The 19,595-nt window shown below is 69.5% G+C and carries 17 protein-coding genes; 15 read left to right on the top strand and 2 right to left on the bottom strand.

Features of this window, described 5'->3' with window-relative positions; all coding sequences use genetic code 11:
- The 12 genes from AC2D9U_RS14280 to AC2D9U_RS14225 all read left to right on the top strand — a co-directional run bounded on the left by AC2D9U_RS14280 (position 1) and on the right by AC2D9U_RS14225 (position 11,667).
- Positions 1-735: a response regulator transcription factor gene (locus AC2D9U_RS14280; RefSeq protein ID WP_484750051.1), complete on the top strand. Its 735-nt coding sequence runs from the start codon at positions 1-3 to the stop codon at positions 733-735.
- Positions 732-2,102 carry an ATP-binding protein gene (locus AC2D9U_RS14275; protein WP_484750049.1) on the top strand — a complete coding sequence of 457 codons (1,371 nt, stop codon included), beginning with the start codon at positions 732-734 and terminating at the stop codon, positions 2,100-2,102. Before AC2D9U_RS14280 ends, AC2D9U_RS14275 begins: the two co-directional genes overlap by 4 nt.
- Before the next feature lie 132 nt (positions 2,103-2,234).
- Positions 2,235-2,690 (top strand): CopM family metallochaperone, encoded by a 456-nt coding sequence (gene copM / locus AC2D9U_RS14270; RefSeq protein ID WP_484750047.1) that lies wholly within the window; start codon positions 2,235-2,237, stop codon positions 2,688-2,690.
- Between the two features lie 17 nt (positions 2,691-2,707).
- Entirely contained in the window at positions 2,708-3,334 is a 627-nt protein-coding gene (locus tag AC2D9U_RS14265; RefSeq protein WP_484750045.1) for an RNA polymerase sigma factor, read from the top strand.
- A gap of 77 nt (positions 3,335-3,411) precedes the next feature.
- The gene (locus AC2D9U_RS14260; protein WP_484750043.1) at positions 3,412-3,864 is read left to right on the top strand and encodes a hypothetical protein; all 453 of its coding nucleotides are present in this window, start codon (positions 3,412-3,414) and stop codon (positions 3,862-3,864) included.
- 5 nt (positions 3,865-3,869) lie between these two features.
- A complete protein-coding gene (locus tag AC2D9U_RS14255; protein ID WP_484750041.1) occupies positions 3,870-4,112 on the top strand; it encodes a DUF2933 domain-containing protein in 243 nt (80 codons plus the stop codon).
- Complete coding sequence (locus AC2D9U_RS14250) at positions 4,112-4,771, top strand: methyltransferase family protein (protein WP_484750039.1); 660 nt, start codon at positions 4,112-4,114, stop codon at positions 4,769-4,771. The genes AC2D9U_RS14255 and AC2D9U_RS14250 overlap by 1 nt, the downstream gene beginning before the upstream one ends.
- The gene (locus tag AC2D9U_RS14245; protein ID WP_484750038.1) at positions 4,720-6,909 is read left to right on the top strand and encodes a heavy metal translocating P-type ATPase; all 2,190 of its coding nucleotides are present in this window, start codon (positions 4,720-4,722) and stop codon (positions 6,907-6,909) included. Before AC2D9U_RS14250 ends, AC2D9U_RS14245 begins: the two co-directional genes overlap by 52 nt.
- A gap of 18 nt (positions 6,910-6,927) precedes the next feature.
- Positions 6,928-7,407 (top strand): hypothetical protein, encoded by a 480-nt coding sequence (locus AC2D9U_RS14240; protein WP_484750036.1) that lies wholly within the window; start codon positions 6,928-6,930, stop codon positions 7,405-7,407.
- A 295-nt stretch (positions 7,408-7,702) separates the two neighbouring features.
- Positions 7,703-8,317: a Spy/CpxP family protein refolding chaperone gene (locus AC2D9U_RS14235; RefSeq protein ID WP_484750035.1), complete on the top strand. Its 615-nt coding sequence runs from the start codon at positions 7,703-7,705 to the stop codon at positions 8,315-8,317.
- A 49-nt stretch (positions 8,318-8,366) separates the two neighbouring features.
- Positions 8,367-10,163: a DUF3141 domain-containing protein gene (locus AC2D9U_RS14230; protein WP_484750033.1), complete on the top strand. Its 1,797-nt coding sequence runs from the start codon at positions 8,367-8,369 to the stop codon at positions 10,161-10,163.
- Between the two features lie 67 nt (positions 10,164-10,230).
- The gene (locus AC2D9U_RS14225) at positions 10,231-11,667 is read left to right on the top strand and encodes a multicopper oxidase family protein (RefSeq protein WP_484750031.1); all 1,437 of its coding nucleotides are present in this window, start codon (positions 10,231-10,233) and stop codon (positions 11,665-11,667) included.
- A 137-nt stretch (positions 11,668-11,804) separates the two neighbouring features.
- On the opposite strand, the gene AC2D9U_RS14220 is transcribed toward AC2D9U_RS14225, so the two are convergent.
- Entirely contained in the window at positions 11,805-12,227 is a 423-nt protein-coding gene (locus AC2D9U_RS14220; RefSeq protein WP_484750029.1) for a hypothetical protein, read from the bottom strand.
- A gap of 541 nt (positions 12,228-12,768) precedes the next feature.
- The gene (locus AC2D9U_RS14215) at positions 12,769-13,635 is read right to left on the bottom strand and encodes a CPBP family intramembrane glutamic endopeptidase (protein WP_484750027.1); all 867 of its coding nucleotides are present in this window, start codon (positions 13,633-13,635) and stop codon (positions 12,769-12,771) included.
- Between the two features lie 225 nt (positions 13,636-13,860).
- On the opposite strand from AC2D9U_RS14215, the gene AC2D9U_RS14210 reads away from it, so the two are divergent.
- The 3 genes from AC2D9U_RS14210 to AC2D9U_RS14200 all read left to right on the top strand — a co-directional run bounded on the left by AC2D9U_RS14210 (position 13,861) and on the right by AC2D9U_RS14200 (position 19,594).
- Positions 13,861-15,384: a DegQ family serine endoprotease gene (locus AC2D9U_RS14210; protein WP_484750025.1), complete on the top strand. Its 1,524-nt coding sequence runs from the start codon at positions 13,861-13,863 to the stop codon at positions 15,382-15,384.
- A 119-nt stretch (positions 15,385-15,503) separates the two neighbouring features.
- Positions 15,504-16,607 carry a TIGR03032 family protein gene (locus AC2D9U_RS14205; RefSeq protein ID WP_484750023.1) on the top strand — a complete coding sequence of 368 codons (1,104 nt, stop codon included), beginning with the start codon at positions 15,504-15,506 and terminating at the stop codon, positions 16,605-16,607.
- Between the two features lie 23 nt (positions 16,608-16,630).
- A complete protein-coding gene (locus tag AC2D9U_RS14200; protein WP_484750021.1) occupies positions 16,631-19,594 on the top strand; it encodes a hypothetical protein in 2,964 nt (987 codons plus the stop codon).
- Position 19,595 lies beyond the last annotated feature (1 nt).

The following is a 19,595-nucleotide window of genomic DNA, read 5'->3' as shown; positions in this document are numbered from 1 at the left end:
ATGGCGCCGGACCTTCTTGCACCCGAGGCGCATCTCCTCGTCGTCGAGGACGATGGCGAGATGCGCACGCTGATCGCGAAGTTCCTTCGCCAGAACGGCTACCGCGTCAGTGGCGCGCGGGACGGGCGCGAAATGTGGGAGACCTTGGCGAACGCGCAGGTCGATCTGATCCTGCTCGACGTCATGCTGCCCGGCCAGTCGGGCCTCGACCTCACGCGTGCGCTGCGTGCGAAGACCCAGGTGCCGATCATCATGGTCACGGCACGCGGCGACGAGACCGACCGTGTGCTTGGACTCGAGCTCGGCGCCGATGACTACATCCCGAAGCCGTTTTCGCGCCCCGAGCTTCTGGCACGTATCCGGGCGGTACTGCGCCGCGCGCAGGGCAACGAGCAGCGGACATCAGGCCTTGTCGCCGATCGCCTGCTGTTCGCCGGGTGGGCGCTCGACACGCGCCGGCGGGATCTCACCGCGCCGGATGGGGTCGCGGTCGATCTGTCCGGCGGCGAATACGATCTCCTGCTCGCCTTCTGCGAGCACCCTCAGCGCGTCCTGAGCCGCGACCAACTGCTCGATCTCGCGCGCAACCGTGTCTCCGACACTCTTGACCGGACCGTGGACGTGATGGTGAGTCGACTGCGACGAAAGATGGAGCCGACCGAGGACAGCCCGACCATTATCAAGACGATCCGCGGGGCCGGCTACATGTTCGTGCCCGCGGTCATGCGCGGGTGAGCGACGGTTCACCAGGCCGGTTCCGGCTGCGCCTGATCCCCGACACCCTTGGCGGGCGCATCGTCCTTGTCCTCCTGGTGGGTCTGCTGACATTCCACGTCGGCAGCCTCTGGCTTCACCAGGTTGGAACGGACGCCCTGATCGGTTCTACGCGCGAGCGACAGACTGCGGAGCGGCTCGCCGCAGCAAAGCGTGCCGTGGCGGAGCTTCCGGTCGCCGACCGGGACAGGACGGCACATGCGCTGTCTTCCGCCAGCCTCGACATGCACTGGACGCCGGCACCGACAGTCCGTCTGATCGAGGAAACAAGCCCGCGCATCGAGGCGCTGCGCGCCCGGCTTGTCGAGCTGGTTCCCGAACTCCGGACCACCGGCCTCCGGCTGGGCTATGCGGAGGATGGAAACTCGCCGATGCCCGGGGGCGACCAGTTTCGCCATGTGATCATCGGTGCCGTCGAGTTGCCCGACGGGTCCTGGCTGAATTTTTCCGCCGGCCTGTTCCGGCCACCCACGGCCGAGCATGCGAGCCTGCTGTCCACCAGCGCCATGGCAGCGGGAATCCTGCTGCTCGGCCTGTTCGTCGTGCGTCTAATCGGCCGCCCGCTGCGGCAATTGTCGGATGCCGCCGATCGCATCGGCATGCCGGGCATCACCGTACGCATGCCGGAGACAGGGCCGCATGAGGTGCGTCACGCGGCGCTCGCGTTCAACCGGATGCAGGCGCGTATCAACAAGCTGATCGGTGATCGCACGCAGGCGCTTGCGGCGGTCAGCCATGACCTGCGCACGCCGATCGCGCGGCTGAGGCTGCGCGCCGGCTTTCTCGACGATCCCGAGGCGCAGCGCCAGATCGATGCCGATCTCGACGAAATGGATGCCATGATCGGCGCCACGCTCGCCTATCTGCGAGGCGAGGAGGAGCTCGAGCCCGAGCGGCCGACGGACATCGTCGCCATGCTCGAGACGCTGTGCGACGCGGCCGCCGATGCCGGCGCGGAGGCAAGCTACGAGGGACCCGGGCAGGCGCGGCTGACCTGCCGCCCGGTGGCGATCAAGAGGGCCTTCGCGAACCTCATCGAAAATGCCGTGAAATACGGCAGGGCTGCCCGTGTGCAACTCGATGACGTTCCATCGCGAATCCGCGTTCGCATCGATGACGACGGGCCCGGAATACCGGAAGCCGACATGGAGGTGGTCTTCGAGCCGTTCCGCCGGCTTGAGACGTCACGCAATCGCGGTACGGGCGGAACCGGGCTGGGGCTGACGATCGCGCGCCAGGTGATTTCGCAGCATGGCGGAACGATCATGCTCGCGAACAGACCGAGCGGCGGGCTGACAGTCATCGTGGAACTGCCGCGCTCACCCTGATCAGGCGTCGATCCTGCCGTCCAACATCCGGTGTCGGCCGGCGCGCTGCATTCATGTTTTGTCACACTGTGTTGATGCGCAGGACATGCGCGGGGCCGACCTTCAGGGGGTCACCGATCAGGTGCCGAGACCATGAAGGAGTTCGAGATGCGTCGTTCCATCCTCGCCGCGGCGGCAGTCGCTGCCCTTGCCGGCGGTGGCGCTGGTTATGTGCTCGCGCAAGGCATGCCGCCTGGCCACCGCATGCCTGGCGGGCAGATGATGCCTGGCATGCAGCACGGCCAGATGCCGATGCAGCAGGGCATGCAGCCGGCGGGTCCGGGTGCGTCCGCGCCGTCCTCGCAGGCCTTCGCTGCTGCCATGGACAAGATGCACCGCGACATGGCGATCCAGTACAGCGGCAACGCCGATCGCGATTTCGTCGCGGGCATGATCCCGCATCACCAGGGTGCGATCGACATGGCGCGGATCGTGCTCCAGCACGGGCAGGATCCCGAGATCCGGCAGCTGGCGCAGGAGATCGTCACCGCGCAGGAGCGCGAGATCGCCCAAATGCGTGCGATGCTGGCACGGCTGCCGGCGCGCTGACCGGACGCGAACGGCCCATGTACGCCCTCGAAGATCGGCTGACGGACTTGGCCGCACCGCCCACCGCGGACGCCGCCGTGCGTGAGGTACTCGTTGCCGACTTCGAGAAGATCCGCCGGTGGGTAGCGCGTCGCTGCGAAGGCGATGCGCAGTCTGCCGGCGAGATCATGGCTGCCTTCTGCCTTCGCGCGCTCGCTCGGGCACCACAACTCCGCGATGTCGAGGCGGTGCGTGGCTGGCTGGCAACCCTTCTGCGCAACACGGTCGCCGATCACTGGCGCTCGGCAGCGGCTGACCGCCGTAGATTTCGGTCGGATGATCCGTGCACCTTGTCGCAGCGGAGCGAGTACACGCTGCCGCAGGATCCGACGCTTCGTCGTGAGGAGCCTTGCGACTGCCTCCACGATGTCCTCGGACGGCTGCGGCCGGAGGACCGCACGCTCCTGCGCGCGATCGATCTTGACGGAGATGACCGCGCTACGCAGGCGAAGCGTCTCGGCGTGACAACGAATGCACTCGGTGTGCGGCTGCACCGTGCGCGGGCGGCCCTGCGGGCGGCGCTCCTCGCGCACTGCGACGCCTGTTCGGACAACGGACATTTCGACCCTTGGGCCTGTCCTTCGCCTGCCGAACGGAACGTGTAAGGAAGCGGTCCCGGCACCGTCTGTTCCACTGTGGCCCGGCAATGCTCCTGCCGGCCCTGTGATGGAAGGGAGTGTGCATGATGCAGCAGGAACCGAGGTTGCCAGCAGCGCCGGGTGATCTCCGGCATCTCGATCCGCTTGCGCTGACGCTGGACATTGCCGCGCGGCTCCAGACCATGACTGCGGCATTCTCAGACGCGCAGGCCGGCGTGACGCAGCGCGCGCTCGATCGGCTTGCCGCCTACGGCAGCCAGATCGCGGAAGCGCGACATCCACTCGCGGTCATGGCCATCCAAATGGAATGCTGTGCCAGCCTGCTGAATGCCGCGGCCGCGCCCTTCAAGGCGGCGGCGCAGGGAATCCCTGAACCGCAGGCGCGCATCCCGGGTCATGCGCCGGCGGTCCAGCCGTCGGCGGGCCAAGCGGTCCGGGCCGGCCCCACCGACAGGCAGGTGACGCAGCGTCCGCCACGCGCTGGCGATTCAGCCGGCGCATCCGGGCAGCCGGCGCCCGCGCAACGATCGGAGTGAGAGAGATGCCGCAGCATTCGCATGGACCCGCCGGCCAACCGACCGCGGAATCGTTCTGGCGCACCCGCACGGGTCTGGCCTTCAGCATATTCGCGGTCGCGGTCGCCGGTTACCTGCTGTTCAGCCACACCGCGCATGTGCTGCAGTGGTTGCCCTTCGGGCTGATCCTGCTGTGCCCTCTCATGCACATCTTCATGCATGGGGGACACGGCGGCCACGGCGGTGGCGGCGGTGCGGGGAAGCCGTGATGGTTCCGCCCACCGAGTACGGCTTCTGGCTCCTGGCAGCCGTCAATGCGGCGGTGTTCATCGGCTTCGCCTACAGCTTCGCACGCCCGCTTGACGTGCGCGACTGGCGCGGCTTCGGCGCGTTCTCGGCCTTCATCATCGCCCTGTTCGCCGAGATGTACGGCTTCCCCCTGACGATCTATCTGCTCGCGGGCTGGCTGCAGACACGCTGGCCGGAGGTGAACTGGTTCAGCCATGACAGCGGCCACCTGCTCGAGATGGTGGCGGGCCCCGGCATCAACCCGCATTTCGGTCCGTTCCACGTGCTCAGCACGGTGCTCATCGTCCTCGGGTTCTGGCTGATCGCTGCGGCCTGGCCGGTTCTGTACCGGGCGGTCCGGTCTGGCACGCTCGCGACCGCCGGACCCTATGCGCGACTTCGCCATCCGCAATACGCGGGCTTCATCCTGATCATGACCGGCTTCCTTCTCCAGTGGCCGACGCTCCTCACGCTGGCGATGTATCCGGTGCTGCTCGTCATGTACCTCCGCCTCGCTTCACGCGAGGAGGCACAGGCCGCAGCCCGGTTTGGCGCCCAGCACGCAGCCTGGGCGCGGCGCGTCCCGGCGTGGATCCCGAGGTGGAAGAACACTGCGTCCGGATCGCGGACCGCGCCATGACGGGGATGTCGCACAACCGACGTAACGGTGGATCGGGCATGAACGATCACGCAACGCATCACCACCACCACTCGGCGCATCCTGCGTCGGACAGCAGTCTTGCCGGCCATGGCGAGGCTGGTCACGACCACGGCGCGATGGTCGCCGATTTTCGTCGTCGCTTCTGGATATGCCTGCCACTGACCGCCGCGGTCGTGGTGCTGTCGCAGCACATCCAGATGCTTGTGGGCCTGCCTGGCATCGTGGCCTTCCCTGGCAGCGTCTGGGTCGAGGCGGGGCTGGCAAGTGCGGTCTTCTTCTACGGTGGTTGGCCGTTCCTCGCTGGCCTGTCGGGGGAGTTGCGGCGCGGCAAGCCCGGCATGATGACGCTTGTCAGCCTCGCCATCGTCTCCGCCTACGTCTATTCGCTCGCGGTGCTCGCCGGATTGCCGGGCGACGTCTTCTTCTGGGAGACCGCGACCCTCATCCTGGTGATGCTGCTCGGTCACTGGCTGGAGGCGAAGTCGGTGCTGGGCGCCTCCGGTGCGCTTCAGGCCCTGGTGCGCCTGATGCCGGCGACGGCGCCACGGCTTGGCGATGGCGGCACACAGGAGGAGGTGCCGATTGCGGCACTCCGGCCGGGCGACCTCGTACTGGTGAGGCCTGGTGCGAAGGTTCCGACCGATGGGGTCGTCACCGAGGGTCGGTCCTCGATGGACGAGAGCATGCTGACCGGCGAATCCCGCCCGGTTGAGAAAGCTGTGGGCGCGCGTGTCGTCGGCGGTGCGGTCAATGGCGAGGGCGCCCTGACCGTGCGCATCGAGCGCACCGGCGGGGAGACCTATCTGGCGCAGGTGATCCGTCTGGTCGAGCAGGCGCAGGCCACGCGGTCCCGCACGCAGGACCTCGCCAACCGCGCGGCCGCCATACTGACCTGGGTGGCGATCGGGGTGGGCGGCGGAACCTTCGTCATCTGGCTGCTGTTCGGCGCACCGCTGGCCTTCGCGCTTGAGCGGATGGTGACAGTGATGGTCATCTCCTGCCCGCATGCGCTTGGCCTCGCGGTGCCGTTGGTGGTGGCCGTGAGCACTGAGCTCACCGCGCGCAACGGCCTGCTGATCCGTGATCGCGCGGCCTTCGAGCGGGCCCGAGCGCTTCAGGTGGTTGTGTTCGACAAGACCGGTACGCTGACGGAAGGCCGCTTCGGCGTCGCGGCCGTAATCCCACTCGCTGCCGGATTCGATGAGGCTGCGGTGCTGCGTCTCGCGGCCGGGCTCGAATCGTCATCCGAGCATCCCATTGCAAAGGGGATCCTGCGCGGCGCCGAGGCGCGCGGCATCGTGCCGCCCGCAGCGACCGATTTCCGAAACCTGCCCGGCGAAGGCGCCCGGGCGACGATCGAGGGCATCGAGGTCGAGGTTGTCAGCCCCGGCACGCTCCGCCGTCGCGGCGTGGAGATCGGGGATGCCCGCGTTACGGCGGAGCAGGACGCGGGCCGGACGGTGGTGTTCGTCACGGCGAACGGGGCTCTTGCCGGCGCGGTCGCGCTTGCCGACGTCGTTCGTCCCGAGAGCCGCGAAGCAGTGCGCCAGCTGCGCGCACTCGGGCTGCGCTGCATGATGCTCACGGGCGATGCGCGGCCTGTCGCCGAGCAGGTCGGCCGCGCGCTTGGCCTTGACGAAGTGCGTGCCGAGGTTCTGCCGCACCAGAAGTCCGAGGTCGTGCAGTCCATCCAGGCCCGCGGCCTGACCGTCGCGATGGTGGGGGATGGCGTGAATGATGCGCCGGCGCTGGCGCAGTCCGACCTCGGTATCGCGATCGGTGCAGGCACGGATGTGGCGGCGGAGGCCGCCGACATCGTGCTGGTGCGCAACGACCCGCGCGATGTCGTCGCGATCCTGGCACTGGCGCGCGCGACCTATGCCCGGATGGCGCAGAACCTCGCCTGGGCGACCGGCTACAATGTCGTGGCGATCCCGCTCGCGGCCGGCATCGGCGTGCCTTGGGGCGTGCTGCTGACGCCCGCGATAGGCGCGGCGCTGATGTCGCTCTCGACCGTCGTGGTCGCCATCAATGCGCGCCTGCTGGGCCGACAGGGGGAACGGCGGCTGGCCGCGCTGCGGGCCGATGTCGCGCGTGGCGGCGCCGCGGCGTCATGATCGGACGGGCATTCGGCGATGTCGAACCACCAAGCGGCCATGCCTGCGCCGGGCTGGCTGGCCATGATGCGCGCGACGCTCGTCCGGATCGTGCCCGCAATGCTGGCGTGGGAACTGCTTCAATTGCCGCTCTACACGCTCTGGAGCGATGGCACGACGCGCGAGATCGCCTTCGCCGTGCTGCACTGTACGGCCGGGGACGCGCTGATCGTGATCGCGGCACTGTCCTCGTCTCTCGTACTTGCCGGCGAACCGAACTGGCCGGACCAGGGCTTCGGGCGGGTTCTGGCGGCTACTCTGGTGATCGGGGTCGCCTACACCGTCTACAGCGAATGGCTGAACGTCGAGATCCGCGGCAACTGGGCCTATGCCGCTGCGATGCCCCGCTTGCCCGTGGTCGGCACAGGCCTTGCCCCGCTGCTGCAATGGATTGTCCTGCCACCGCTCGCACTGCTGGCCGCGCGCCGGGCGCTGGGCGGCCGGGCGGGCAGGCGATGATCCGCTCGTCCAGCCTGTACACGCGCCCGAACCCGGATCGGCCGGGTCCGCCAGTCCCGCGCCAGAGAAAGCGCGCGGCTTCAGAGAGAAGGAATACACCATGACCAACCACCCAGTCCGCGCCGCCATCGCCATCACGGCCCTGATTTTCGCCGTGCCGGCTGTCGCCCAACAGGCGCCGCCCGCTGATCCCCACCACCCTTCGGGCTCGCCTCCCGCCGCCACCGCGCCATCGGCGCAATCGACCCCCGCGCCGGCGCCGGCGGCGCCCGGGGGCACGGGCATGATGGGGATGATGGGCATGATGGGCGGCGAGGGGCGTCCGCCCGCCATGGGGATGATGCGTCACCATGGCGCCTCTGGCGCGCCGATGAATGTCATCATCAATGTTGGACCCGGGATACATCTCCAGGTCGAGGATGCCGATCGTCCGGCCGGCGCGCCCGGTCCTGGCATGATGCGCGGCGCGATGCCCGGCGGCATGCAGGGCGGTCCGGCCATGGGCCGGATGGCGGGCATGGGCGGTGCGGCCGCGATGGCTGGCCCGCTTCACGAAATGCTCGCCGAACGCGTCGAGGGCGGACTGGCGTTCCTGCGCGCCGAGCTGCGAATCCGGTCCGAGCAGGAAGCGGCCTGGAACGCCTTCAGCGGGCGCATCCGCGACGCCGCGGCTCGCTACCGCGAAGCGATCGCGCGCATGCCCGGCCCCACCGCCGGGCTCGAGGGGCGCCTCGCCGCGGCGGAATCGCGCCTGGCGGCCGAGCTCGAGCGGGCGCGGACCTGCCGGGAGGCGGCCGGCGCGCTCCTGCCCGCGCTCGACGAGGCACAGCGGCGCACGGTGGATGCGCTCGCCTGGCTCGTCATTCCGGGAAACGGCCCCGGCCCGATGGCGGGCGCGATGGGGCGGTGACGGCGCAGCCACCTGCGCGGGGCGTCGCCAGGAACGGAAGGGCGCGTTGATGGCAGACCTCGACAGTACTGCCCCGAGCGAGGCGCCGACGGTCGCCAGCCTCGCGGATGCGGTCGGCTACGCGCTCGATGCGTGGCAGCGAACCATCCTGTTCTGGGACGTGCTGCGCGAGCGCGCCAACGACATTCTCGGGCAGATGAGTGCTGGCGCGCCCGACATCCTGGCCTTCCGCCATGAGACGCTGCTCGATGCGCGGCGCTTCGATCGCCCGGCGAACTACGCCCTGCTGCGCATCACGGCCTATGGCGAGGACGAGGCCGACCATTGCCTCGACCCCGCCAAGCCGCCGCTGATCGTGATCGACCCGCGCGCCGGTCATGGCCCGGGCATCGGCGGGACGCGGCGCGACTCCGAACTCGGTCTCGCGCTGCACGAGGGCTACCCGGTCTATTTCGTGAGCTTCTTTCCCGCACCCTGTCCGGGGCAGACCCTGATCGACGTGTTGCACGCGCTGCGCCGCTTCGTGGATGCCGTGTCGGCGCGGCACGCCGGCAGGGCGCCGATCCTGTACGGCAATTGCCAGGGTGGCTGGGCGGCGATGCTGGTGGCACTGCACTGCGAGGGACCGCTCGGACCCATCGTCCTGAACGGATCGCCGCTGTCCTACTGGTCAGGGGAGCCAGGCGTGAACCCCATGCGCCTCGCGGGCGGCCTTTCCGGTGGCCTCTGGCCGGTGCGGCTGCTCGCCGATCTCGGCGACGGCCAGTTCGATGGTGCCTGGCTCGTGCAGAATTTCGAGGGGCTGAAGCCCGATAACGCGCTGTGGGAGAAGTACCTCCCGCTGTTTCTCGACCCCGAAGGCGAACGTGACCGGTTCCTGACTTTCGAGCGCTGGTGGAACGCGTTCTATGCCCTGAGCCGCGAGGAGATCACCGCCATCGTCCGGCGGCTCTTCATCGGAAACGATCTCGAACGCGGCGTGCTCGACCTCGGTGATGGCGTCCAGCTCGACTTGCGGGCGCTGAGCAGCCCGCTGGTCGTCTTCGCATCGGAGGGCGACAACATCACGCCGCCGCACCAGGCACTCGGATGGATCACGCGCGTCTACCGCGACACCGGGGATCTGAAGCGAGCGGGGCAGCGCATCGTCTATCTGCTCAACCCGAAGGTCGGCCATCTGGGCATCTTCGTCTCCGCCGCCGTGGCGCGGTTCGAGCATCGCGCGATCCTTGAGGCGCTCGACGATGTGGCGCGGCTTGCCCCGGGGCGCTACGAGTTGACGATCGACAATCCGACGGGCGATCCCGATTGCCGCCGGCCGCAATACGCAGTCGGCTTCCTCGAGCGCCGGGTGGAGGATCTCCATTTCGATCCGCCGCCGGCAGCTTTCGAACGCGTGCGCGAGGTCTCGGCATGGAGCGACGCCGCCTACGGCGCTTTCGTCGCGCCATGGATGCGCGTGGCGGCGAATCCCGCGGGCGCTGCGATGGCGCGCTGGCTGCACCCGATGCGCACGAGCCGCTACTTGCTCTCGGAACGCTTCGCACCCTGGATGGGGGGCCTCGCCCTCGTGGCGGACGCGGTGCGGCAAGGGCGCATACGGGCCAGGCGCGATGTGGCGCCGGCGATGCGGCGTGCCGAGCAGGATACGCTTGCGGCGGTGACGCAGGTCCTGAAGGCCGGGCGCGAGGCACGCGACGCTTGGCATGAGTTCCTTTTTCGGATGCTCTATGGCGGGCTTCGGCCTCAGGGCCGGGAGGGCTCTCGGGGCCCTGGCTCTGTGCCGGACGCTGGCTCGGCGCCGACGGCCGGCCGATGCGGCGCCGCGAGGCGCAACACTTTGTAGCAGGCCGTTCAACTGCGGGTCTTCTGACGATGGACACACTGGGGCCGCTGTCCAACGGAGCCAAGACATGACCCTCTCCCGACGCGCCCTGATGAGCGGAGGCGCCGCACTCACATTCTCCGCCTGGAGCGCGCCTGGCCGCCCCTTGCAGGCCGCCACCGAGCCCACGGTCATCCGCGCGACCACCCGCACCCTCGACATCGACGGCCGCGCCGCGACGGTCCTGGGCCTGTTGCGCGCCGATGGCGGGCACGGCCTCGTTCAGCAGCCGGGCGAGCGCTTCCGAGTACGTCTTGAGAACAGGCTGGCGGAGCGCACGATCATACACTGGCATGGCCAGACACCGCCTTTCGCGCAGGACGGCGTGCCCGACGCGCCATTGCCGCTGATCGCGGCAGGTGCGGCGCGTGACTTCGACTTTGTCCCGAATACGGGCACCCACTGGATGCACGCCCATGTGCCGGACCAGGAGATGCGTCTCCTGGCGGCACCGCACATCGTGCGCAGCACCGAGGATGCCCGTGCGGACCGCCAGGAAGTCGTGATGATGCTGCACGACTTCTCCTTCGCCCCATTGGCCGAGATCCTGGCGCGGCTCGGGGCGGGCGGTGCCGCGCCCCACGCAATGGGCGGCGCGCCGCACGCGGGGATGCAGCCCAGCCCGGCACCGCATGCCGGCATGCCGATGGGGGCGCCCGACCTCAACGACATCGATTTCGACGCCTACCTCGCGAACGATCGGACTCTGTCCGATCCCCAGGTTGTTCGGGTCGAGCGCGGCGGCCGCGTGCTTCTGCGCATCATCAACGGCGCGGCGGCGACGGTGTTCTGGATCGATACCGGGATGCTGCCGGCGTCGGTGATCGCGGTCGATGGCCACCCGCTCCGTCCGCAGTCCACGACGCGCTTCGCGCTCGCGATGGCGCAGCGCGTCGACCTCCTGCTCGCTTTGCCCAGCGAGGGCGGCGCCTTCCCCATCCTCGCGCTGCGGGAAGGCGCGCGCGAGCGCACCGGGCTGATCCTCGCGACGGCCGGCGCCTCCGTCGCGCGGATCGCAAAGGATGCCGACGTATCGGCGCCGGCCTTCGACGGGCGGCAGGAGCTCGGGCTGCACGCCACGAACCCGCTGCCCTCTCGCCGCGCCGACCGCAGCCTGTCGGTCTCGCTCAATGGCGGGATGGCGCCCTATGCCTGGTCCATCGACGAGCGTCCCTGGGGGCGGCACCGGGTGCTGGAGGCACGCCGTGGCGAGCGCGTCGAGCTGACGATGACCAACGCGTCGATGATGGCGCATCCGATGCACATCCACGGCACGGTGTTCCAGGTCGTGGGATGGGGCTCGCAGCGCTTCGCCGGCGCGATGCGCGACACGGTCCAGGTCCCGCCGATGGAGCGCGTAACGCTCGCGATGGAATTCGCCACGGCAGGGCGGTGGATGTTCCATTGCCATCACATGCCGCATCTCGCGACGGGCATGATGACCGAGTTCTCGGTTCAAGGCTGAGCCAGGCCGCGCATGCGACGACGCCCTCCGGCACATGGGCGGAGGGCGTTGATCCAGACCAATCCGCGCGCTCCTGCGGGAGCAGCGTGATCCGCGTCGGCGATGCCCGAGCGATCAACGCTCGGGCATCGCCGCCTTCACCGGAGGGAACGCGGCAGCGAGTTGAGGTTCCACAGGGCCGCGTTGTGCCCACCGCCGACGTTGGGCATGGCATGCGGGATGTTCGCGCCGGCAGCGTCATCGTATTCCACGCTGATGTTTTCGCCGCTGCCCACGATGCGCGCGACCGGGCGGGACACCACCATGCGCGGGGCGGCCGAGGTGTCGTATTCGACCTCGACGTTCTCGCCGTTCGTGACGACGCGCCGGACCGGAAGCGTCACGACCGAGGACGGCCGGTCGGAGTAGATCATGAAGCCAGTCCGCCCGAGCAAGACGGGCTCAAGCGACACCACCGGCTGACCGTCCGCCTTCGCGGTCGTGGCGATGGCGCCGAGGATGGCGAGCGCCGTCGTGGCGCCAAGGGCGAAGCGGGAGTTGCGGTTCAGGGTTTGCGTCAAGGCGTTCTCCTTCTCGCCCGGTGCATGGGCGATGGGAGGAAGGTGACCTGCCCGCTTTGCTCCTGGGCGACAGGCGCATGACAAAGGTTTCGCTGAGCGTCGCAGAATGTCGCAGGTGAAGGACTCCTCCGATGGCCGCGCGACGTATCGCTTATGGCGAAGCCTCAAGGTCCGACGACGATGCCCTCGGCTCTGCCGGAAGAAGCGGGTTGGCATCCACGCGCATCGTCGCGCGACGGTTCCACGCCTTGGAATGATAGGACACATCGTGACCCTGTATCCGAAGGCGTGTGCGCTGCACCCGAACGGCACGGGCTCGCGCGTTATCCGTCCAGGGCTTCAGAGCGACTTCCTTTGTCGATACCCTCGGCATGGCGCTTTGTGTGATACCGTCGCTGGCATCATGCGTCGTCAGCCAGTGTAGGTGACGGTATCGATGACGGTATTGGGCGAATGTCGACCGAAAAAGGTAAATTATATCAAATTCCTGAATGCTCAATTTACGATCGAGTGGGAGTGACGGGCCGAAAGGCACCGCCGCTCATCCTCCGCGCTGCCACGGCGGCGGCAGCAGGTGGCCGCGGCGCTTCGCCATCGCCAGCATGACGACCCCCGCGCCCGTGCACAGCACCAGCGCAAACACCGATTGCTCCATGCCGAAGCTGCCGCCGGTGAAGAAGGCCGGCCCGTCGATCCGCGCCTGGAAGAGGCCCGGCAGCGCCACGCCGCCCGAGACGATCCCCGAGAACACCGCCGACTGCACGTAGTTCCACGCCATGTGGAAGCCGATGGCGATCCACAGCCGCCGCGTGACCAGATAGGCGGCCGCCAGCAACAGCCCGGCCTCGATGCTGATGTAGATCGCGCCGGCCAGTGTGGCGCCGGGGTTGATCAGATGCAGCAGCCCGAAGACCAGGGAGGAGACGATGATCGCGATCCAGCTTCCGGCCATCTGTTCGACCGAGCGGAACAGCACGCCCCGGAACAGCAATTCCTCGAACACCCCGGATTTCACCGCCATCGCCGCGGCAGGGATCATGTAGGTGATCGGGTTAAGCCCCTCGATCCGATACATGCCGAGCAGCATCAGCAGCACGACGCAGCCCGTGTAGAGCCCCGCGCCGATCAGCGCGCCGATCGCCCCTTCGCGCCACGCGCCCGGCAAGGCGAGTTCGGTCACGGCGCGGCCTTCGATCAAGCGCGCCCAGGCGCCATAGGCCGCCAGCACCGCCAGCGCCATGGCGATGGCGATGCCGAGCCCGAGGGCGGGGCGATCCGCGAAGGCCTGGATGCGGCTCTCGGTCCAGCCCATCAGGAACAGGATCAGCGTCCCGAGCAGCATCACCCGGGTCAGCGGAAAGCGCAGGAGACGCAGCCAGGGCGGCGCGGCCGCGGGTTCAGTGGCCATGCTGTCGCCTCCGTGACTCCCCGCCCTGACCAGCGCGGCGGGGCTCCTTGATCCTGGAATACCCGCAGGTGCCAAGGCAACCCGAAGCACGGCGTGACACAGCGTGACGCGCCGGCACCCTTCCCCCCGGCCCCAGCCATGCCAATGTAGGGCGTAAGGGTCGCCCACGACCCCGATGCCTCCTCCCTCAAGAAGGTTGCCCCCTTGCGCTTTGCCCCCGCCCTGATGGCTGCCCTCCTGGCCGCGCCGCTGAGCTTCGCGCCGCCGGCGCCGGCCCTGGCCCAGATCCCGCCGCCCGGCGCGCCTTCCTCCTTCGCGCCGCTCGCCCAGCGCCTGCTGCCGGCGGTGGTCAACATCCAGACCACCACCGCCCCGGCCGCCGCGCCGCGCCCCGGCCAGCGCCCGGACGCGCCGGATGTGCCCCAGGCGCCGCCCGGCAGCCCCTTCGAGGAGTTCTTCCGCGACTTCCTCGAACGCAACCGCCCGCCCGGCCAAGCCCAGCCCAACCAGCCCAACCGGCCGCAGCAGCCCGCGCCGCGCCGCGGCCAGTCGCTCGGCTCGGGCTTCATCATCGACGCCTCGGGCATCGTGGTGACGAACAACCACGTCATCGAGGGCGCCGACGAGATCAACGTGGTGCTGCAGGACAACACCACGCTGCGCGCCACCCTGGTGGGCGCGGATCCGCGCACCGACATCGCCGTGCTGCGCGTCACCCCCGAGCGCCCGCTGCCCTTCGTGAGCTTCGGCGACAGCGACACTGCCCAGGTCGGCGACTGGGTGCTGGCGATCGGCAACCCCTTCGGCCTCGGCGGCTCGGTCACCGCGGGCATCGTCTCGGCGCGCGGGCGCGACATCCGCCAGGGCCTCTATGACGACTTCATCCAGACCGACGCGGCCATCAACCGCGGCAATTCAGGCGGGCCCCTGTTCAACCTGGCCGGCGAGGTGGTGGGCATCAACACCGCCATCTACTCGCCCTCGGGCGGGTCGATCGGCATCGGCTTCTCCATCCCCTCGAACCTCGCGCGCAACATCACGGCGCAGCTGCGCGACCAGGGCCGGGTGCGGCGCGGCTGGCTCGGCGTGAACATCCAGCAGGTGACGGACGAGATCGCCGAGAGCCTCGGCCTGCGGGGGGGCGCGCGCGGCGCGCTGGTCGCCCGCGCCCAGGAAGGCGGGCCGGCGGCGCTGGGCGGCATCCAGAATGGCGACGTGATCCTGCGCTTCAACAACGCCGAGGTGCGGGAGATGCGCAACCTGCCGCGCATCGTGGCCGACACCAATGTCGGCACCTCGGTCCCGGTCGTGGTCTGGCGCGACGGGCGCGAGCAGACGGTGACGGTGACCGTGGCGGAACTGCCCTCGGAGACGCAGCAGGCCGCCGTGACGCCCACCCCGGCGGCGCGGCCCTCCACGCTTGAACTCTCCGGCCTCGGTCTCACCGTCGGCCCGATCACGCCCGAGATGCGGGACCGCTTCTCGCTGCGCGCGGAAAGCCGCGGCGTGGTCATCACCGAGGTGACGCCGAACAGCGTCGCCGCCGAGCGCGAATTGCGCGCGGGCGACGTGATCGTGGAAGTGCAGCAGGAGCGGGTGAGCACGCCGGCCGAGGTGCAGGAGCGGCTGGAACGCCTGCGCCGCCAGGGCCGGGCCACGGCGCTGCTGCTGATCGAAAGCGCGCAGGGCCAGCGCTGGGTGCCGCTGCGCCTCAGCCCGCCGCCCGCCCAGCGCGGCGCGCCGGGCTGATCCCTGCGCCTCGCTTGACGCTGCCGAAGGGCGATGATGTAAAGGAACGCTTCACAGGATTGTGAGGCGTTCCAACCTGCGCCCCGTCGGGGGGCGTGGGGCCAGCAGGCGGTACCGGCATGGATATGCCGAAGGCGGGGGTGGACGGCAGCCCCCGGCGCGCCCCGCAAGGCGATTTTGCCGTGCGGATCGAAGGCGAGATGGCGGGCCTGCTCGGCGGGCTCGGCGTGACCCTCGCCCTGGCCAGCTACCAGGCAGGCAGCGTCATTCTTGTCTCGGTGGCGGGCGGCGAAGTCTCCGTGCTCCCGCGCGCCTTCGACAAGCCGATGAGTGTGGCCTGCGCCGCCGGGCGCCTCGCCATCGCCACGCGCAACGAGCTGGTGGTGCTGGCCGCCGCGGACAGCCTCGCCCCCGGCTATCCCCGCGCGCCGGGGCGCTATGCCCGGCTGTGGCTGCCGCGCCGTGTCTCCTTCACCGGCGAGATCGACCTGCATGACATCGCCTTCGCCCCCGCCGGCGTGCTGGGCGTGGCGACGCGCTTCGGCTGCATCGCGCGGCTGGATGACGATGCGAGCTTCACGCCGCTCTGGCGCCCGCCCTTTCTGACCGACCTGGTGCCCGAGGATCGCTGCCACCTGAACGGCATGGCACTGGACCGGGCCGGCCAGCCGCGTTTCGCCACCGCGCTCGGCGCGACGGATACGCCCGAGGGCTGGCGAGACGGGCGCGCCAGCGGGGGCGTGCTGCTCGCGGTGCCCGAGGGGCGCGTCGTGCTGGGCGGGCTGAACATGCCCCATTCGCCGCGCCTGCTGGGCGATGCGCTCTACCTGCTCAATTCGGGCGCCGGCGAGGTGCTGCGCGTCGATGCGGCGCGCGGCACGGCGCAGGTGCTGGCACGGCTGCCCGGCTATGTGCGCGGGCTGGCCGCGATGGGCGACATTCTCTTCGTCGGCACCTCGCGCCTGCGCGACCGGCGCGGCGCGGGGGAGGCGCCGCTGGCGGTGGAGGCCGGGGGGCAGGCGCTGCTCTGCGGCGTCAGCGCGCTGGATCGCGCCAGCGGGCGGCTACTGGGCCGGCTGACCTTTCTGGGCGGGGCGGAGGAGATCTCGGATCTCGCGCTGCTGCCGGGCCAGGGGCGACACGGGATTCTCAACCATACGGATGCAGCGCATCGCGGCGCGCTGGCGCTGCCCGACCAGGGTTTCTGGGCGGCGATCGGCTGACAAGAAAGGGAAGGGACAGGGCGGTGGCGGACGAGATCCAGGCAAACACCACGACAGCGAACGACCAGCAGAATTCATCCGTGGCGATGGACGCGTCGGGTGATTTCGTCGTCGTCTGGGAGTCGCGTGGCCCGGTTCAATCGGAGGGCTTCGAGATCTACGGCCAGCGCTATGACGCGGCCGGCGTGGCGCAGGGCACCGAGTTCCGGATCAACACGACCATCCTGAGCGAACAGCGCCAGGTGCAGGTGGCGATGGATGCGGATGGCGACTTCGTCGTCGTCTGGCAGGGTGGGCTCCAGGACGGCGCGCTCTACGGGATCTACGCACAGCGCTACAACGCGGCCGGCGTGGCGCAGGGGGGCGAGTTCCGGGTCAACGCGACGACCGCCGATACCCAGATGTTGGCCCAGGTGGCGATGGATTCGGATGGCGACTTCGTCGTGGTGTGGCAGTCCCGTGGCCAGGATGGCTCAGGCGAGGGCACCTATGGCCAGCGCTTCAATGCCGCCGGTGTGGCACAGGGGGGGGAGTTCCGCGTCAACACCACCACCGCGAACGACCAATTTGCCCCGGCCGTGGCGATGGATTCGGATGGCGACTTCGTCGTGGTGTGGCAATCCATCGGCCAGGATGGCAACGGCGCGGGCATCTACGCGCAGCGCTACAACGCCGCCGGCGTGGCGCAGGGCGGCGAGTTCCTGGTCAACACCCGCACCGCCGGCGAGCAGCGCATCCCGGCGGTGGCGATGGATGCGGATGGCGACTTCGTCGTCATCTGGCAGTCGGGTTATCAGGATGGCTCGGGCCAGGGGGTCTATGCCCAGCGCTTCAACGCCGCGGGTGTGGCGCAGGGGGCAGAGTTCCGCGTCAACACCACCACGCGGGGCAGCCAGTCCACGGCCGCGGTGGCGATGGAGGCGGATGGCGACTTCCTGGTCACCTGGGTGTCCGAGGGCCAGGATGGTTCGAGTGGCGGCATCTATGGCCAGCGCTACGCCGCGAACGGGCGCGCGCTGGGGGGCGAGTTCCGGGTCAACGTGACCACGGCCGACACCCAGACCAACCCGGCCGTCGCGCTGGATTCGGATGGCGATGCGGTGGTGGCCTGGCAGTCGCGGGCGCAGGACGGTTCCGGCTTTGGCGTGTTCTTCGGCCGCTTCGCCCCACCGGTGAATACCGTGCCGAGTGACATCACCCTCTCGGCCACGACGGTGGTCGAGAACGCGGCCGGCGCCGTGATCGGCACGCTCGGCGTGGTCGATCCCGATGCCGGGGATACCCATAGCTGGGCCGTCTCCGACGCGCGCTTCGAGATCTCCGGCACCACGCTGCGGCTGAAGCCCGGCGTCAGCCTCGATTTCGAGGCCGGTGCCAGCGTGGCCCTCGACATCACCGTGACCGATGCGGGCGGCCTGTCGCGGCAGGAGCGATTCACCATCAGCGTCAGCGACGTGCTGGAGGCTGTGGTGCGGACCGGCACGGCGGGCCCCGATGGCCTGACGGGCACGGCGCTGGCCGACACGTTGATCGGGCTCGATGGCGCAGACACGCTCAATGGCGGCGCGGGCGCGGACAGCCTCGTGGGTGGGGCGGGCACCGATCTCTACTACGTCGACGACCCGGGCGATCAGGTGGTGGAAGTGCCCGGCAGCGAAGTGGATGCGGTGCTCACCTTCCTCGCCAGCTACAGCCTTGCCGCGCTTCCGGATGTGGAGAACCTGATCTTCCTCGATGGCGCGAACGCCACCGGCACGGGGAATGCCGCGGGGAACTTCATCGTCGGGCATTCGGGGGCCGATACGCTGGATGGCGGGCTCGGCAATGACAGGCTGCAGGGCAATACCGGCAATGACCGGCTGCTGGGCGGCGATGGCGATGATGTGCTGGATGGCGGCACGGGCGTGGACCGCATGTTCGGCGGGCTCGGCGATGACAGCTACACGGTTGACGACGCCGGCGATGTGGTGAGCGAGACCGGCGGTGGCGGGGTGGACACGGTGCGCTCCAGCATCGACTTCACCCTGGCCAATGGCTTCGAGGGGCTGGTCCTGCTGGACAGCGCCGTGAACGGCACGGGCAATGACGGCGGCAACACCATCACGGGCAATACCTTGGCCAATTTGATCACCGGCCTCGGCGGCGCCGATGTGCTGATTGGCGGGGATTCGGCGGATACGCTCCTGGGCGGCATCGGCGCCGATACGCTCGATGGCGGCACGGGCGCGGCGGATAGCCTCGTGGGCGGGGCCAACGACGATGTCTACGTCATCCGCGACCTGCTCGACATCGTCGTGGAAGTGGCGGGCGGGGGTACGCGCGATGAGATGCGCGCGTCGCTGAGCCTGACCCTGGCGGCGGAGGTGGAGATCCTGCGCCTGTTGGGCAGTTCCAACCTCACCGGTACCGGCAATGCGGGCGGGAACCAATTGCTCGGCAATGCCGGGCATAACCTGCTTGCCGGGCTTGGCGGCAATGACACGCTGAACGGCGCTGGTGGGGCGGACACGCTGCAGGGCGGCGATGGCAATGACGTGCTGAACGGGCAGGCCGGCGCCGACCTGCTGCAGGGGGGCGCGGGCAATGACCTGCTCACGGCCGGCGGCGACGGCGATACGCTGGAAGGGGGCGCGGGCGAGGATCGCCTGACGGGCGCGGCGGGCTTCGCCGACAGCTTCCGCTGGGCGAGCGTGGCGGAGGCGAAGGGCGACCGCGTGCTCGGCTTCGAGCATCTGGTGGACCGGCTGGAATTCGCCCGCACGGGCTTCGGCAACCTCGCGGCGGGGGCGCTGGGGGCGGCCAACTTCACCTCGAACACCACCGGCGCGGCGAATGCGGCGTCCGGCATGCCGCAATTCATCTACGAGACCGATTCCGGCCTGCTCTGGTTCGATGCCGATGGCAGCGGGGCCGGCGCGGGTGTCGCGATGATGCAGTTCTCCGCGCGCCCGACCGTCACGGCCGCGGACATCTTCCTGACCGGGTAAC

The sequence above is a fragment of the Roseomonas sp. TF40 genome (genome assembly GCF_057219975.1).
The sequence above is the reverse complement of the archived record's forward strand: the minus strand, read 5'-3'. Positions and strand labels throughout refer to the sequence as shown.

Coding starts and splice junctions, on each gene's coding strand:
- AC2D9U_RS14265 (WP_484750045.1), top strand. CDS start 2,708: ATGTACGCCCTCGAAGATCGGCTGACGGACTTGGCCGCACCGCCCACC.
- AC2D9U_RS14250 (WP_484750039.1), top strand. CDS start 4,112: ATGGTTCCGCCCACCGAGTACGGCTTCTGGCTCCTGGCAGCCGTCAAT.
- AC2D9U_RS14260 (WP_484750043.1), top strand. CDS start 3,412: ATGATGCAGCAGGAACCGAGGTTGCCAGCAGCGCCGGGTGATCTCCGG.
- AC2D9U_RS14255 (WP_484750041.1), top strand. CDS start 3,870: ATGCCGCAGCATTCGCATGGACCCGCCGGCCAACCGACCGCGGAATCG.
- AC2D9U_RS14235 (WP_484750035.1), top strand. CDS start 7,703: ATGGGCATGATGGGCGGCGAGGGGCGTCCGCCCGCCATGGGGATGATG.
- copM (WP_484750047.1), top strand. CDS start 2,235: ATGAAGGAGTTCGAGATGCGTCGTTCCATCCTCGCCGCGGCGGCAGTC.
- AC2D9U_RS14280 (WP_484750051.1), top strand. CDS start 1: ATGGCGCCGGACCTTCTTGCACCCGAGGCGCATCTCCTCGTCGTCGAG.
- AC2D9U_RS14210 (WP_484750025.1), top strand. CDS start 13,861: ATGGCTGCCCTCCTGGCCGCGCCGCTGAGCTTCGCGCCGCCGGCGCCG.
- AC2D9U_RS14230 (WP_484750033.1), top strand. CDS start 8,367: ATGGCAGACCTCGACAGTACTGCCCCGAGCGAGGCGCCGACGGTCGCC.
- AC2D9U_RS14205 (WP_484750023.1), top strand. CDS start 15,504: ATGGATATGCCGAAGGCGGGGGTGGACGGCAGCCCCCGGCGCGCCCCG.
- AC2D9U_RS14215 (WP_484750027.1), bottom strand. CDS start 13,635: ATGGCCACTGAACCCGCGGCCGCGCCGCCCTGGCTGCGTCTCCTGCGC.
- AC2D9U_RS14240 (WP_484750036.1), top strand. CDS start 6,928: ATGTCGAACCACCAAGCGGCCATGCCTGCGCCGGGCTGGCTGGCCATG.
- AC2D9U_RS14225 (WP_484750031.1), top strand. CDS start 10,231: ATGACCCTCTCCCGACGCGCCCTGATGAGCGGAGGCGCCGCACTCACA.